This is a genomic window from Mycobacterium sp. ML4, assembly GCF_054515735.1.
The window spans coordinates 24,230-37,316 of the sequence record NZ_JBTNSY010000016.1; the positions used below are offsets into that span (position 1 = coordinate 24,230).

Here is a 13,087-nt window from a genome sequence, read left to right on the forward strand (position 1 = left end):
CGCACCTCCGAGTCCGCTCACCGGGCATCACTATCCGCGGTGGGTGGTCCCGTCGATAGTGCCGTTGGTCCCCAACGGTGTCACCGGACTGCCGGCACCCGCTGGCGCCAGCCACCCGCCGACGCGGAGCATTTCGGCGTCACCGGCGAGGACCAATGACCCTCGCCGAGACCCGGTAACCGGCGCAGACTGACTTCATGACCAAGATCAGGCGGATCACCGAGGCGACCGCCGTGCTCGCCGCGCTCTATTGTGCGCGTCGGTATTACCGCAATTGGGGCTCCACCAAAGCGGAAGCCCAGATGCGGTTGCCCGGCGATGCCTTGGTGGGCGATCCGGTGATCCAGGTGACCGAGGCGGTCTACATCGATGCGACCGCGGCTGCGGTATGGCCACAACTGCAGCGCAATCCGGTCAGCTCCACCCCGGCCCCTGAGGCGCCGGGACGGCAGCTGGCGCCCGGTGACGAGCTGCGCCTCGCCCGCGCGGGGTGGATGGGGCTGCCCGACGGTGTGACGCTGACAGTCGAAGAGGTCCAGCCCGGGGAATACATCGTGTTTCGGGTCAGGCACACTCACCCGGACCTGGATGCGGTGTTGTCGTTCCACCTGCAGCCACACTGGGAGGACCGCGTCCGGCTACTGGCCCGGGCCAGGATCGCGCTGCGCCACCCCGGCGAAGTGTTCGCCGTAGAACTGGCCAGGCCACTGATCGCCCTGGGCGCCAGGGCCTGGCTGCTCGGAATCAAGCGCCGCGCCGAACGTGCTCCCGCAGCACCGGCCAGGGAGTGCCGTTCGCCCTCGGAAACGGGCTTTTGAACCGCTGCCGTTTTCGCGCTCGTCATTGGAGGTTCAACGGTGCGTGACACCATCCCGCTGGGACGTATCGCAGGATTCAAGGTGAACGTCCATTGGAGCGTCATCGTGATCCTGTGGTTGTTCACCTGGAGCCTCGCCACCACGTTGCCGAGCGATATCTCGGGTTATCCGCGGTTCGCGTACTGGGTTGCCGGAGCATGCGGGGCGCTGGTGTTGTCGGGGTCGCTGCTCGCGCATGAACTCGCGCATGCGGTCGTTGCGCGGCGTGTCGGGGTGAGGACCGAGAGCGTGACGCTATGGCTGTTCGGCGGCGTTACGACGCTCAAAGGCGAGGCGTCGAGTCCCAGAGCGGCTTTCCGGATCGCGCTGGCCGGTCCGGCCACCAGCCTGGCCCTGTCGGTGGCGTTTGCAGCACTGGCGGTGGCGCTGGAATGGGCGCACATCGCGGTGATTGCGGTCAGCGTCGTGTGGTGGCTTGCCGCCATCAATATGCTGCTCGGGTTGTTCAACCTGTTGCCGGGTGCCCCGCTAGACGGCGGCCGCCTGGTGCGCGCCTTGCTGTGGCAGCGCCACGGCGACAGAGTGCGTGCGGCTGTAGGCGCAGCGCACGCCGGAAGGATCGTCGCGATCGTGCTGATCGGTCTAGGGTTAGCCGAGTTCGTGTTGGGTGGCCTCATCAGCGGGGTGTGGCTGGCGTTCATCGGGTGGTTCATCCTCGCCGCCGCACGCGAGGAGGAAGTACAGGCGACGACCCAACAGATGTTCGGCGGCTTGACGGTGGCCGACGCCATGACCCCGGAACCGCACACCGCGCCGGACTGGATCTCCGTCGAGGATCTCATTCAGCGTTACGTGCTCGGGGATCGCCACTCCGCGTATCCGGTCGCCGATCACCATGGATCGACCGTCGGTCTGGTTACCCTGCGCCAGTTGCGCGATGTCGCTCCCGACCGGCGTGCGACGACGTTGGTGCGTGAGGTCGCGTTGCCCCTGCAGGCGGTACCGACTGCCGCGGCTGGTGAGCCGCTCAATACGTTGCTGCAGCGGATGACGCCGGTCGGTCCCCGCAGCCGCGCGCTGGTGATGGAGACCGACAAGGTCGTCGGCATCGTCACGTCGAGCGACATCGCACGCTTGATCGATGTCTACCGGCTGGCCGGACCCGGGACCCATTCCCCCAGCACTCGAGTCCAGGAGGTGTGACATGAAGCCTGTCATCGTGGGCATTGACGGTTCGCAGGCAGCGATCGCGGCCGCACTGTGGAGCGTCGACGAGGCGGTCGCCCGTGGGGTGCGCGTGCAGCTCGTCGCGGTGATCAAGCAGACGCACGCCGGCGCGGACGATTACGCCCGCGACCTCGCGCACGCCGAGACGTCGTTGAAGCAAGCACAGCTGGCGATCGAAGCCGGCGGCAAGCCCGTTGAGATCACGACGGACATTCAACGCGGGCCGGCCGCAACGGTTCTGGTGGAGGCGTCGCGCGATGCCGAGTTGGTCTGCGTGGGCTCGGTGGGCATCGGGCGCTACGCCCGGGCACTGTTGGGGTCGACGGCGGCCGATCTTGCCGAAACGGCGTATTGTCCGGTCGCGGTCGTGCGGACCGGCGTGGAGCAACCAATCTTCAATTGGATCGTCGTCCGGATGGCCCCCGGCAATGAGGCGGTCGTCGAATCCGCGGCATGGGAGGCCAAGCTGCGCAACGCACCTCTGCTCGCGCTGGGCGGCCGTCCCGAAGACCTTGCTGAGCACGCCGACGGCGACTTCGAACACCGAGTGCACGACTGGCGGCAGAGCCATCCCGAGGTGCGCGTCTATCCGATCACGACGAAGTCCGCGATCGCGAAGTTTCTGAGCACCAACGACGAGCGGGTGCAGCTTGCCGTGATCGGCGGCGATGAAGCCGACCAGCTCGCCGAACTCGTCGGTCCTTCGGGACACGCGCTGTTCGCGCATCCGCACTGCTCGGTGCTAGTGGTCCGCGGGTGACGGCATGTATGCACCAGCCGGACATCCCTCCGTCGTCGTCGGGATCGACGGTTCGCGGGCGGCGATAGATGCCGCGCTGTGGGCGGTCGATGAAGCGGTCGTGCGCGACATTCCGTTGCGCTTGCTGTACGCCATAGAACCGGATGACGTCACGCAAATGCCGCCCGACAGGGCGGCACGAAAACTGGCCATCGCAGAAAACGCGGTTCGCTACGCCTCCATGACCGCTGAGGCGGCCAAGAGACAGGTCCGCATCGAAGTTGAGATCGCCCAGGAGCTGCCGACCCTCGCATTGACGCGAGCCTCGGCATCGGCCGCCATGGTGTGCCTCGGCGCGGTGGGGCTACGCCATTTCCGCCCTGAGCGAGCGGGCTCGACGGCGACGGCGGTAGCGCTCTCGGCGCACTGTCCCGTGGCGGTGATCCGCCGCCACGGCGATCAGGCACAACGTGACGGGGACTGGATCGCCGTCGACTCGCAGGCGTCCGCCGATTCCGACGTCGTGATGAAGACCGCGATCGAGGAAGCCCGGCTCCGCGACTTGCCGCTTCGCGCCGTCAGCTATCGGCACCGGGTCGGCTGCGACCACCCATCCGACTTCGCCGGCACCGGCACGCTCGCCGGCGCGGACCGGCGCTTGGAGCGCTGGCGGCGGCACTACCCGGACGTCGACGTCTCGGCGATGGAATCGAAGGGCAGTCTGCTCGACTACCTCGCCGGACACGGGCGGAAGGTGCGGATGGTGATTGTCGGTCATCGCAATCACGATGTGGTGCAACAACTTCTGGGTCCGACCGGTAATGCGGTGTTGCACAAAGCAGACTGCTCGCTACTGATCGTCGACCGCCCGAATCTGTGAACGGCGGCTGCGGACGGCGGCCTGGAGTCCGTGTGCGGGGCCCGGGTGCCGGAATCGGCGAACCCAGACCTGTCGCCATGAGGGGACTTCAGACCCTATGCGAACGCTGAGGATTCCGAGACGATGGGGCTCGTCGGTCGCTATCGAGGGTTGTCGGGGCCTTTAAGGGGAGTACAAATGGCTGCCAGAATTGGGGACGCGTCGCTGTGGGCAGAGTCCGACGCGGACGAGCTTGCGCGGCAATTCTTGAAATCGTCGTACGCCGACAGTGCGTACATCGATTGGACCCTGGACCGGCGGCTCGAAGGGTTTCTGCACCGTCGCGGCCTGGATCACCTCATTGAAGACGGCGATGCTTACGACCTGGTTCTGGACCGGGTGATGGTGGAAATCGGTAGGGCGGCCGGCCTGCGTTTGGGTAAATCCCCGGGTCGGCGCAATGGCGCCAATTAGACCCGCCGACCATTGGAACCGGAGATCCTGCCCGATGCCGAACGCGCACCGAGCGCGCCCGGAAACCCGCAGGTAATGCGTTGGATTTAAACTGGCCTTGCGTAAGCCACGATGGGGTAGCTGATCTCATGTGGTCGGCCTGGGAGGAATCGCGATGGTCAAGGTTTTCTTGGTCGATGACCACGAAGTCGTCCGACGCGGTCTGGTCGAGCTGCTCGCCGGCGATCCCGAGCTCGAAGTCATCGGCGAAGCAGGTTCGGTATCCGAAGCGATGGCGAGGATTCCGGCCTCGCAGCCCGACGTCGCCGTCCTTGACGTGCGGCTTCCCGATGGCAACGGCATCGAATTGTGCCGCGATCTACTGTCTGCCGTGCCGGAGCTCCGATGCCTGATGCTGACCTCGTTCACCTCCGATGAGGCGATGCTCGAAGCGATCCTCGCCGGTGCGAGCGGCTACGTCGTCAAGGACATCAAGGGCTTGGAGCTGGCCCATGCCATCAAGGAGGTCGGCGCGGGCAGATCGCTGCTCGACAATCGGGCGGCGGCCGCCTTGATGGCCAGGCTCCGCGGCGGAGGGGAGAAGAAGGATCCCCTGGCCGCGCTCACCGACCAGGAGCGAACCTTGCTCGGACTACTCGGCGAGGGTCTGACCAACCGGCAGATCGCCGACCGAATGTTCCTCGCCGAAAAAACGGTGAAGAACTACGTATCCCGCTTGCTGGCCAAACTCGGCATGGAGCGACGGACGCAAGCAGCCGTTTTCGCCTCGAAACTGGGGACCCAGGCCGACTCGCGACGGATGCCGCGGTAGCGGAAGTTTCCCGGCTGGCAACGCGGATTTTCGGATATAGCTTTGCCGGGCCGTACCTAGCTGCGTCACCGCGAAGGCACAACTGTACGCGTAGTAGCTGTCGGCTTTCGATATGACTATGCTGAACGGCGGCATCGGGGGCGCGTCTTGGCACCTGAAGCCAAGAGGGGACGTGGAGGACAGTTCGGGTGGGTAATCAACAGCACGGTGCGGCCTTTGCTGGCCTCGGGCAACCCGGACTGGTGACGAGGATGCACGAGCAGCTCGACGAGTTGTTGGCCGCTCGCGATCAAATGGAGCAGTTGCTTCGGGTCATCGTCGAAATCGGTTCGGACCTCGACCTCGATGCCACATTGGGACGCATCATCCGGGCGGCCAGAGAACTGACATCGGCACCCTATGGGGCACTCGCGGTCCGTGATCCCGAGGGAACCCTGCTCAGGTTTGTGCACGCCGGAATCGACGACGACACGGCGGGCAGGATCGGGCATCTGCCGGTGGGCAAAGGGGTGCTCGGCGTCTCTCTCGTCGAAACGCCGGCGCTTCGTCTGGAAGACCTGACCACCCACCCGGCCGCCGTCGGATTTCCCGAGCATCACCCCCCGATGCGCGCTTTTCTCGGGGTACCGATCATGATCCGGGGCTCGGTGTTCGGCAGCCTGTACCTGACTCATGTGGAGCCAGATCGGGCGTTTACCGAATCCGATGAATTCGCTGCTCGCGCACTGGCTTTCGCTGCGGCGGTAGCCATCGACAACGCGCGGGTGTTCGAGCGCGAGCGTACATCGGTGAAGTGGATGGAGGCCAGTCGTGAGATCACCACGGCGCTGCTTGCCAGCGCCAAATCGCAGAGAAATCCACTACACCTGATCGCCGAACGCGCCTGCGTGCTGACCGAATCCGAACAGGCGATCGTGCTGGTTCCGATCGACTCGGATCTGCCCTTGGACGAAGCCGACACCCTGGTGGTGTCCGCCGCTGTGGGAAAGCACGCGGACGAGGTGATCGGTCAGCGGGTTCCGGTGGATGGATCCACCACCGGCACCGTTTTCCGTTCCGGCGAACCACTGATCACCGAGTCACTGAGCTATCCGATCCCAGCGTTCACCGATGTGGGGCAGCGCTGTGCGATTGTCATGCCGTTGCGCGCCCACGATCAGACGGCGGGAGTCCTCGCCCTTGCCCGCGATGCCTATCACCAGCCGTTCGACAGCGGGGATCTCGACTTGGTCGGCCAGTTCGCCACGCATGCCGCGATAGCACTGATGCTCGCATCCGCCCGGGAGAATGCCCGACAGCTGACCATCCTGGCCGAGCGGGAGCGGATCGCACACGACCTGCATGACCACGTAATCCAGCGCCTATTCGCCGCCGGGATGGATCTGCAGGGCACTTTGGCTCGTGCCCGCTCTCCGGAGGTCGCCGGCCGGCTCAACCGCACGCTCGATGACCTGCAAACCATCATCGAGGAGATTCGCAGCACGATCTTTCAGCTCAAGCTGCCGGTGGGCGCCGACGGCGGTTTCCGGCAACGCCTGCAGCAGATCGTCGCCGACCTCACCGAGAACCGGGACATCTTCACCACCGTCCACATGGAAGGCCCTATGAGTGCCGTTGACGGCGAGCTTGCCGAGCACGCCGAAGCGGTCGCCACCGAGGCCATCAGTAATGTCATCCGCCATTCCGGAGCCTCGAGGCTGACCGTCGAGGCGAGCGCCGCCGACCTTTTCACGCTCACCATCACCGACGACGGTCACGGCGTTCCGGCCGACAACCGCCGGCGCAGTGGCCTGGCCAACCTGGAGCACCGCGCTCAGCAACTCGGTGGCAGCTGTGAGATCACGAGTTCGCCGCAGGACGGTACCCGGGTGTGCTGGGCGGTGCCGTTACCTGACCAGTGATCAGTCGGTCCGGTCAGCGCGCCACGAGCACCGAGTGTCCGGCGTGCCCGAAGTGGGGATCGATGGATCCGACAATCCTGGCGACTTCGTCTGTGTCGGCATGACCGACCACCGCGAGTTGTACGAGTTCCTGTGTGCCGCTGAGGAATTCGGCGGCGCCATCCCTGGCGGCAGCCGGACGGACGTGCACCGCGGGATGTAACTGGGCCCACCGCCCCAGCCGGTGTTCCAGCTGAGCGTAGGGAATCTCACCGAAGCCCCAGCGCCAAACACCCAGCGCCAGAATCGACGCGGCACGCAGCTCCGCCTCGCGGAACCCATGCTCGAGCACGAGATCATTGTCCGCGGAATCGTCGACCACGACAGCGATCGACCCCGGGTCGGGCGCCGCAGCGCCCCGATTGGTACGGATGATCGCCGCGGGGCATGTCGCCCGCCGAGCAACATCTTCGGCAGTCGAGCCCAGGACTTTGCGGGCAAGGCGTCCGATGCCCACCGATCCGACGCAAACCATTGCCGCACCCCGTGATTCGTCGATCAGTACGCCACCGGGCGAGCCGGGCACCAGGTCGGTTTCGATCTTCACCGGTTGGCCCATCGCATGCACTGCGGCACAGGCCGCACGCAGCGAAGTCTCACCGTATTCCATGTCGAGGTCGGCGTCGCCGGGCGGCTCATCTGCCCGAGGTGGCGTAACGGCGTAGACCAGACGCAACGGGACGTGACGGTCAGCGGCTTCGGAGACCGCCCACCGAGCTGCGTTGATCGCCGCATCCGACCCGTCGATTCCCACCACTATGTGCTTCCGGGAATCTGAATGGTCCATAGCCGAACGCTATTACCTCCCACGGACCCGTCGGGAGAGTCGTTTGACACCGGGTGTCGCGACATTGGTCCCGCCAGATGTGCTTGCCGAACAGAAGGTCTCAGGACTGCGCGGCCGAGGACTTAAGGCCCGTGACGGGGGACCGTCTGCGCAATACCGTCATGGTAGGTACGGAAGGAGAACAAAATGTCTAGCACCGTGACGCGGTACGGCATCGTCGTCGGTGTCGACGGATCGGCCGCATCGAATGCCGCGATCTTCTGGGCAGCGCGCGAGGCGGCGATGCGACATGTCCCGCTGACATTGGTTCACATGCTCAATCCGGTCGTGCCGACGTATCCGCAGCCGCCGACGCCGTCGGGTGTTGCCGTGTGGCAGAAGGACGACGGGCGCCAGCTGCTCGAGCATGCGGTCAAAATCGCCGAGGACGCGCTGTCAGGCGATCGAACCATTCAAATCACCAGCGAAGTCAAGGCCTCAGCCCCGGTGCCGACGCTGGCCGAGATGTCGGCCGACGCGGAGATGGTGGTCGTCGGTTCCACCGGGCGCAGCGCGATCGAGCGCGTGCTGCTGGGGTCGGTGAGTTCGGGACTGTTGCACAACGCGAAATGCCCGGTCGCCGTCATCCGCGACGAAGCGTCGTGGATGCCGCGTTCCCGGAACGCGCCGGTGCTGGTCGGCATCGACTGTTCGCCGACGTCCGAACTCGCGCTGGCGATCGCGTTCGACGAAGCATCGCGGCGCGGCGTCGACCTTACCGCCGTGCACGCGTGGAGCGACATGGCCGTATATCAGCTCCCGTGGCTGGAGTGGCGATCTGAAGCCGAACGGAATCTGGCGGAATACCTGGCGGGCTGGCAGGAGCGCTATCCCGACGTCAAAGTCAACAGGGTGATCGTGCTCGATCACCCCGGTCGCGCCTTGATCGAAGAGTCCAAATCCGCGCAGCTCGTGGTCGTCGGCAGTCACGGCCGCGGCGGCTTGAGTGGCATGCTGCTCGGTTCGGTCAGCAACGGTGTGGTGCACGCGGTGCGGACACCGGTGATCGTGGCGCATTCGTCGTAGTGGCCGCGGGCGCTTTCAGCGCCACTTGATGCCGCATCCGATCGACGGGCGCTGGTTCGGGTCGACCGGGCGGCCCGCCAGAACCGCCGCGACCGCCGCCCGCACGTCGGCAGCGGTCACCGGGAGTCCGTTCTTCGGTCGGGAATCATCGAGCTGTCCCCGATAAACCAGGCGGCGATCGCCGTCGAACACGAAGGTGTCGGGGGTGCAGGCCGCGGAGAACGCGCGTGCGACGTCCTGGGTCTGGTCGTAGAGATACGGGAATGTCCAGCCGTGGCGTTTGGCTTCGGCGACCATCTCTTCCGGACCGTCCTGCGGGTAGGTGGCGACGTCGTTACTGGAAATGGCGACCATCGGCACGCCCTGGTCGGTGAGATCGCGGCCCAGTTCGGCAAGACTGGCCGCGACGTGCTGGACATATGGGCAGTGGTTGCAGATGAATGTGACGACAAGCGCTGGACCGCTGAGGTCGTCGAGGCTCACCGTGGCGCCGCTGGCGGGGTCGGGCAGGGTGAACTGCGGTGCCGAGGTGCCAAGGGCGAGCATTGTCGATTCGATGGCCATGTCCGCCAGCGTACGTCCGACCCTCGGACGGCGTGCGACCCCTCAACCCCCGGCAATTCTGATCCGGACGGGTCCGCGCCAGGCGCCGTCGGGATCGACGACCTCGCCGCGCTGGGTGATCTGGACGCGGCCGGATCTGGCCAGTGTGCGGGCGATCTCGCGAGCCTCATCCATCACCTCGCGCCAGTTCTCGCCACCGACTGCCCGAGCCGCGTCCGAGGGACAAGTGCTGCTCTGCGGCCCCCGGGAGGCGGCCAGAGCGAGGATCGCGGATTCCAGCCGATGCGTGACCGGCCCTTCTCGCAGTGCGATTTCTGCCGCCCGTGCCTGTGGTCCGCCGTGTTCGGCGGCTCGGCTCAGCTCAGCGCGCAGTCGTTCAGCCACGTGTCCAGTCAAGTGCAGTTCGGCCGTGCCGGCCAGTGCCGCATCGGGAAGAGTGTCAGCACGCTGACGGCAGGTCGCACGTTGGCGGGACGTCGCTATGCTTGCTGAACGCCGGCCACGGTCCTTGAGGTGAGGCTGTCACCGCGTTTGCATGCCTCTCGGCCCCCAGGCAGCGGCGGCCGGAATGACTGGCAGACGTTGCTAGCGAGAGACACCAGAAGGTGAGGCGAACAGTTGGCAGCCGTGTCAGCCGTGGTGCTCTCGGGAAAGGGCGGAACAGCCAAGACGTTGTGGCAGATGATGCTGGCGGGGGAGGCCTCACGGCTGGCGATCTCGACCTTGCTGGTCGACGCGGATCCCGAGCGCAACCTGTCCAATCACTTCGGGGTGTCACAGCACTCGACCGGTCTCGGCTCTGTCCTGGAGGAGGCCGGCATCAACTTCTGGGGTGATCCGGGCACCGCTGCCAAGCGGCTCGACGAGGAGATCATCGACACCAAGTGGCCCAACGTTGAGCTCCTACCAGCCGGTGCGTCGTTGAGCCGGGTGGCAGGTATCGGAGTTTCGGACACCGGCCTGTTGCGTGGCATCTTCACGGCAGCCGGCGTATTCGACCGTTATGAACTCGTTCTGATCGACACGGGTGGCCGCACGGGCTCGCTGGAAGCGCTCGCCATGCATCTGGCCGACGTGGCGTATGCGCCGATCGCACCAACCGGCGACGCGGTGCGTAAAGCGATAGAGGCCCGCAACAGGGTCGAGCGCATCCAGCGCACTCATCCGCTGAAGTGGTGCGGCGTCGTTTTGTCCGGCTTCGACAGCCGCAACGGCATCGAGCAGTCGATCCGGGAGACGGTGTACCGGGAGTTCGGCGATCAGGTTCGGGCCGAGGTTCCCCGGCGCGCCATCATCAATGAGGTCTTTCAACTCGGAGACCGGCTCGGCGACCGCCATGAATTGGTCGCCAGGCAGCTTGCCCCCATATTCCGCCGGTTCTTGGAAGAGGACTTATTGGGTCGGCGGTGACTGTTGAGGTCCTGTCGAGTCAGTTCCTTCTCGGCCAGCGTAAACGGCGTCAACTAGGCTGCACGGGAACCGGTTTCAGTTCGAAGGACCAGGCGTCATGGACCCGATGTAGTAGATTTCATGCCCGTTGGGGTAGCCGCCACCGTTGGTGGCGATGTGAACGTGGTCGTAATGGTTGGCGGTTTCGTTGCCCAGGTCGGCGGTCCAGCTTCCCGAGGCGGGTCCCAGGTAGATTTTCTGCCGCCAGATCACGTGGTCGATTCCCCAGCGCTTGGCATTGGCCAGAGCCAGACCGGCGATCTGGTTACCCAGCGCGATGCCTTCAGGGCTTTCGTGATTTGGGATCATCACGTCGATCGCCAGGCCGCTGGGATGCCATCTCAGGGCATCCTGGCGGAACCCGCCGATGGTCTTGATCTCAGGAAACAGCAGTTCGATGACGCGGGCTGCCCAGATGGTCTTCACCTGCAGCCCCTGCTCCGGGGCGATCCCGGCGGGCAGCGCCATCTGGAAGTCCTGGGCCATGGCAGGCGCGCCGCCGGCCAGCATTGCCGCCTCTGCCGCACTGGCGGTCTGCGGGGCGGCGACCGACGGCGTGCCCGTCAGGCTGGTGGGAGGCGCCGCCACCGAGGCGCTGTCAGCGCAACACGGGGCGGGATGTTTAGTGTCCTGGGCGTAGATCATCCCACCGGCGAGCACCAGCGACGCCGCGATTGCCAACCAGCGGCCCCAGCCCCTCGCTTCGGCGTTCGTGCCCACCTACAGCACTCTAGTGTCGGATGGGACGTATGTGACGCTCTTGGCCCGGGTTATCGGCGGTTCATGTCATTTCCGGCCCGGCAGCTTCATCACGGTGCGCACGATGGGCAACAGCGACTTCTGCCACAAGGTTGCCGGAAGGCCGAACGGCGGATCGAGATTGAACACTCGCGCGGTCGCGATCGTCTGCGATTCGGTGTACTTCAACAGGCCTTCGGGCCCGTGCCGGCGGCCTACCCCGGACTGGCCCATGCCGCCCATCGGTGCACTCAGGCTGCCCCAGGCGAACGCGTAACCCTCGTCGACGTTCACTGTCCCCGAGCGCAACCGGGCGGCGATCTGCTGACCCTCGGCGGGCGTGGCGGCCCAGACACTCGCGTTAAGGCCGTACTCGGTGTCGTTGGCCTTCTCGACGGCCTCATCGACATCGGCCACCGGGTAGATCGACACCAACGGCCCGAATGTCTCGTTGGCGGCGCACTCCATCTCGGCAGTGACGTCGGTCAGCACGGTCGGCTCATAGAACAGCGGGCCGATGTCGGGCCTGGCCTTTCCGCCCGCAATCACTTTGGCGCCTTTGGACGTTGCGTCGTTGACGTGCTCTGACACAGTCGTCAGCTGGCCCTCGGAGATCAGACTCCCCATGTCGACGGAGAAGTCGTAGGAGGTGCCGAGCTTCATATTGCGCACTGCTTCGCCGAACTTGCGGGTGAACTCGTCGGCGATGTCCTTTTCGACGTAGATGCGTTCGATGGAGATGCATAGCTGGCCGGCGTTGGAGAAGCATGCGCGGGTCGCCGCCTTAGCTGCCTTGTCCAGGTTGGCTCCGCGAGTGACGATCATGGCGTTCTTGCCACCGAGTTCGGCCGAGAAACCGATCAGCCGGCGGCCGGCCTGTTCGGCCAGATGCCGGCCGGTTTCCGACGACCCGGTGAACATCAGGTAGTCACAGTTGTCGATGATCGCCGTTCCGACCACCGAGCCGGGGCCGGGCACGATCGCATACAGCGCGCGCGGCAGGCCCGCCTGATACAGCAGTTCGGCGCAGGCCAGCGCGCAGTACGGTGTTTGGCTGTCCGGCTTGAGCACCACCGCATTGCCGGCCAGCAGCGCAGGCACGGAATCCGATGCGGTGAGGGTCATCGGGTAGTTCCACGGCGAGATCACCCCGACCACGCCCTTGGGCTGGTAATGCACGGTGGTCTTGCCGATCGCGGGCAGCAGCGCCTGCACTTTCTGCGGCTTGAGCAGCTGGGCGGTCACGCGCACGTAGTAGTTCGCGTTCGCCATCAGGTCGACGATCTCCTCCTGCGCCGCCCACCGGGCCTTGCCGGCTTCGGCCTGCAGCAGGTCCATCAGAAACTCGCGATTCTGGATCACCAGGTCGCGGTAGCGGCGGATGACGTCGATGCGTTCGGCGACGGGGCGCCCCGCCCACTCGACCTGCGCCGCCCGGGCCTCGGCGAACGCGGCAGCAACATCGTCGGCCGTGCCCACCGGGATCGTCGCCAGCGGTTCGCCGGTGAAGACCTCGACGATGGTCCTGGTCGGACGCTCGGCGACGTCCTTGATCGCGGCGAGCTGACGTAGGCGGTCGAAGACCTCGGCTGACGGTGCGGACATAGCACTACCTC

General features: G+C 65.7%; 14 protein-coding genes. 9 read left to right on the top strand and 5 right to left on the bottom strand.

Annotated features, from left to right (window positions below; all coding sequences use genetic code 11):
- Positions 1-197: 197 nt before the first annotated feature.
- The 7 genes from ACX9NE_RS18615 to ACX9NE_RS18645 all read left to right on the top strand — a co-directional run bounded on the left by ACX9NE_RS18615 (position 198) and on the right by ACX9NE_RS18645 (position 6,829).
- Positions 198-818, top strand: coding sequence for an SRPBCC family protein (locus tag ACX9NE_RS18615; protein ID WP_459362629.1), 621 nt, complete (start codon positions 198-200; stop codon positions 816-818).
- Positions 819-857: 39 nt separating this feature from the next.
- Positions 858-2,021: a site-2 protease family protein gene (locus ACX9NE_RS18620; protein ID WP_459362628.1), complete on the top strand. Its 1,164-nt coding sequence runs from the start codon at positions 858-860 to the stop codon at positions 2,019-2,021.
- Between the two features lies 1 nt (position 2,022).
- Entirely contained in the window at positions 2,023-2,805 is a 783-nt protein-coding gene (locus tag ACX9NE_RS18625; RefSeq protein WP_459362627.1) for a universal stress protein, read from the top strand.
- Positions 2,806-2,809: 4 nt separating this feature from the next.
- Positions 2,810-3,664, top strand: coding sequence for a universal stress protein (locus ACX9NE_RS18630; protein ID WP_459362626.1), 855 nt, complete (start codon positions 2,810-2,812; stop codon positions 3,662-3,664).
- 177 nt (positions 3,665-3,841) lie between these two features.
- Positions 3,842-4,117 carry a hypothetical protein gene (locus tag ACX9NE_RS18635; protein ID WP_459362625.1) on the top strand — a complete coding sequence of 92 codons (276 nt, stop codon included), beginning with the start codon at positions 3,842-3,844 and terminating at the stop codon, positions 4,115-4,117.
- 154 nt (positions 4,118-4,271) lie between these two features.
- On the top strand, positions 4,272-4,928 hold the full coding sequence (gene dosR / locus ACX9NE_RS18640) for a hypoxia response regulator transcription factor DosR/DevR (RefSeq protein WP_459362624.1): 657 nt from the start codon (positions 4,272-4,274) through the stop codon (positions 4,926-4,928).
- Positions 4,929-5,179: 251 nt separating this feature from the next.
- Positions 5,180-6,829 (top strand): sensor histidine kinase, encoded by a 1,650-nt coding sequence (locus ACX9NE_RS18645; protein WP_459362665.1) that lies wholly within the window; start codon positions 5,180-5,182, stop codon positions 6,827-6,829.
- 13 nt (positions 6,830-6,842) lie between these two features.
- Here the strand turns inward: ACX9NE_RS18645 and ACX9NE_RS18650 are convergent, their stop codons facing one another.
- Entirely contained in the window at positions 6,843-7,655 is an 813-nt protein-coding gene (locus ACX9NE_RS18650; protein WP_459362623.1) for a universal stress protein, read from the bottom strand.
- Between the two features lie 186 nt (positions 7,656-7,841).
- Between ACX9NE_RS18650 and ACX9NE_RS18655 the strand changes: the two genes are divergently transcribed.
- Positions 7,842-8,720 (top strand): universal stress protein, encoded by an 879-nt coding sequence (locus tag ACX9NE_RS18655; RefSeq protein ID WP_459362622.1) that lies wholly within the window; start codon positions 7,842-7,844, stop codon positions 8,718-8,720.
- A 15-nt stretch (positions 8,721-8,735) separates the two neighbouring features.
- Here the strand turns inward: ACX9NE_RS18655 and ACX9NE_RS18660 are convergent, their stop codons facing one another.
- Both ACX9NE_RS18660 and ACX9NE_RS18665 read right to left on the bottom strand, forming a co-directional pair.
- Positions 8,736-9,284 (bottom strand): thioredoxin family protein, encoded by a 549-nt coding sequence (locus ACX9NE_RS18660; RefSeq protein ID WP_459362621.1) that lies wholly within the window; start codon positions 9,282-9,284, stop codon positions 8,736-8,738.
- A gap of 42 nt (positions 9,285-9,326) precedes the next feature.
- Positions 9,327-9,668, bottom strand: a complete 342-nt coding sequence (locus ACX9NE_RS18665; protein WP_459362620.1) for a DUF3253 domain-containing protein — start codon at positions 9,666-9,668, stop codon at positions 9,327-9,329.
- Between the two features lie 243 nt (positions 9,669-9,911).
- On the opposite strand from ACX9NE_RS18665, the gene ACX9NE_RS18670 reads away from it, so the two are divergent.
- On the top strand, positions 9,912-10,694 hold the full coding sequence (locus ACX9NE_RS18670) for a ParA family protein (RefSeq protein WP_459362664.1): 783 nt from the start codon (positions 9,912-9,914) through the stop codon (positions 10,692-10,694).
- Positions 10,695-10,769: 75 nt separating this feature from the next.
- Here the strand turns inward: ACX9NE_RS18670 and ACX9NE_RS18675 are convergent, their stop codons facing one another.
- Both ACX9NE_RS18675 and ACX9NE_RS18680 read right to left on the bottom strand, forming a co-directional pair.
- Complete coding sequence (locus tag ACX9NE_RS18675) at positions 10,770-11,453, bottom strand: glycoside hydrolase (protein ID WP_459362619.1); 684 nt, start codon at positions 11,451-11,453, stop codon at positions 10,770-10,772.
- 66 nt (positions 11,454-11,519) lie between these two features.
- Positions 11,520-13,076, bottom strand: a complete 1,557-nt coding sequence (locus ACX9NE_RS18680) for a succinic semialdehyde dehydrogenase (protein WP_459362618.1) — start codon at positions 13,074-13,076, stop codon at positions 11,520-11,522.
- Positions 13,077-13,087: the final 11 nt, after the last annotated feature.

Coding starts and splice junctions, on each gene's coding strand:
- dosR (WP_459362624.1), top strand. CDS start 4,272: ATGGTCAAGGTTTTCTTGGTCGATGACCACGAAGTCGTCCGACGCGGT.
- ACX9NE_RS18625 (WP_459362627.1), top strand. CDS start 2,023: ATGAAGCCTGTCATCGTGGGCATTGACGGTTCGCAGGCAGCGATCGCG.
- ACX9NE_RS18680 (WP_459362618.1), bottom strand. CDS start 13,076: ATGTCCGCACCGTCAGCCGAGGTCTTCGACCGCCTACGTCAGCTCGCC.
- ACX9NE_RS18645 (WP_459362665.1), top strand. CDS start 5,180: ATGCACGAGCAGCTCGACGAGTTGTTGGCCGCTCGCGATCAAATGGAG.
- ACX9NE_RS18630 (WP_459362626.1), top strand. CDS start 2,810: ATGTATGCACCAGCCGGACATCCCTCCGTCGTCGTCGGGATCGACGGT.
- ACX9NE_RS18650 (WP_459362623.1), bottom strand. CDS start 7,655: ATGGACCATTCAGATTCCCGGAAGCACATAGTGGTGGGAATCGACGGG.
- ACX9NE_RS18660 (WP_459362621.1), bottom strand. CDS start 9,284: ATGGCCATCGAATCGACAATGCTCGCCCTTGGCACCTCGGCACCGCAG.
- ACX9NE_RS18635 (WP_459362625.1), top strand. CDS start 3,842: ATGGCTGCCAGAATTGGGGACGCGTCGCTGTGGGCAGAGTCCGACGCG.
- ACX9NE_RS18615 (WP_459362629.1), top strand. CDS start 198: ATGACCAAGATCAGGCGGATCACCGAGGCGACCGCCGTGCTCGCCGCG.
- ACX9NE_RS18655 (WP_459362622.1), top strand. CDS start 7,842: ATGTCTAGCACCGTGACGCGGTACGGCATCGTCGTCGGTGTCGACGGA.